The following is a 470-nucleotide window of genomic DNA, read 5'->3' on the forward strand; positions in this document are numbered from 1 at the left end:
GAGGCCATTGACCGTGGCGCCGAGATTCAGCGCGATGGCCGCGCCCTCGACCCCGCTCTCGGCCACCGGCGCCAGGCTCGGCGCCAGCGGGTTGACCGTCACCGTCTCGGTGGCGGTGGTGGTGGTGCTGAGGTTGCCCTCGCCGTCGGTGGCGGTSGCCGCCACGCTCAGCGTGAAGTTCGCGTCATTGGTCGGCGTGATCGTCAGTGAGCCTAGCGTCCAGCCATGGACATCGACCGCAGTATGGCCGGCCGAAGCGGTGAAGCTGTGGATGCCGTCGCTCAACGTGGCCCCCAGCGGGATCGCACCGACCACCAGCGAGGCCAGGCCGTTGCTGTCGCCGGCCAGGCCGTTGACCGTGGCGCCGAGATTCAGCGCGATGGCCGCGCCCTCGACTCCGCTCTCGGCCACTGGCGCCAGGCTCGGCGCCAGCGGATTGACCGTCACCGCCTCGGTCGCGGTGGTGGTGG

General features: G+C 71.2%; 1 protein-coding gene. It reads right to left on the reverse strand.

Annotation, left to right across the window (positions count from 1 at the left end):
- On the reverse strand, positions 1-470 hold a 470-nt coding region (locus AC1DS3_RS39495), incomplete at both ends, for a hypothetical protein (protein WP_477129482.1).

This window comes from Cupriavidus sp. 01L46 (genome assembly GCF_056399905.1).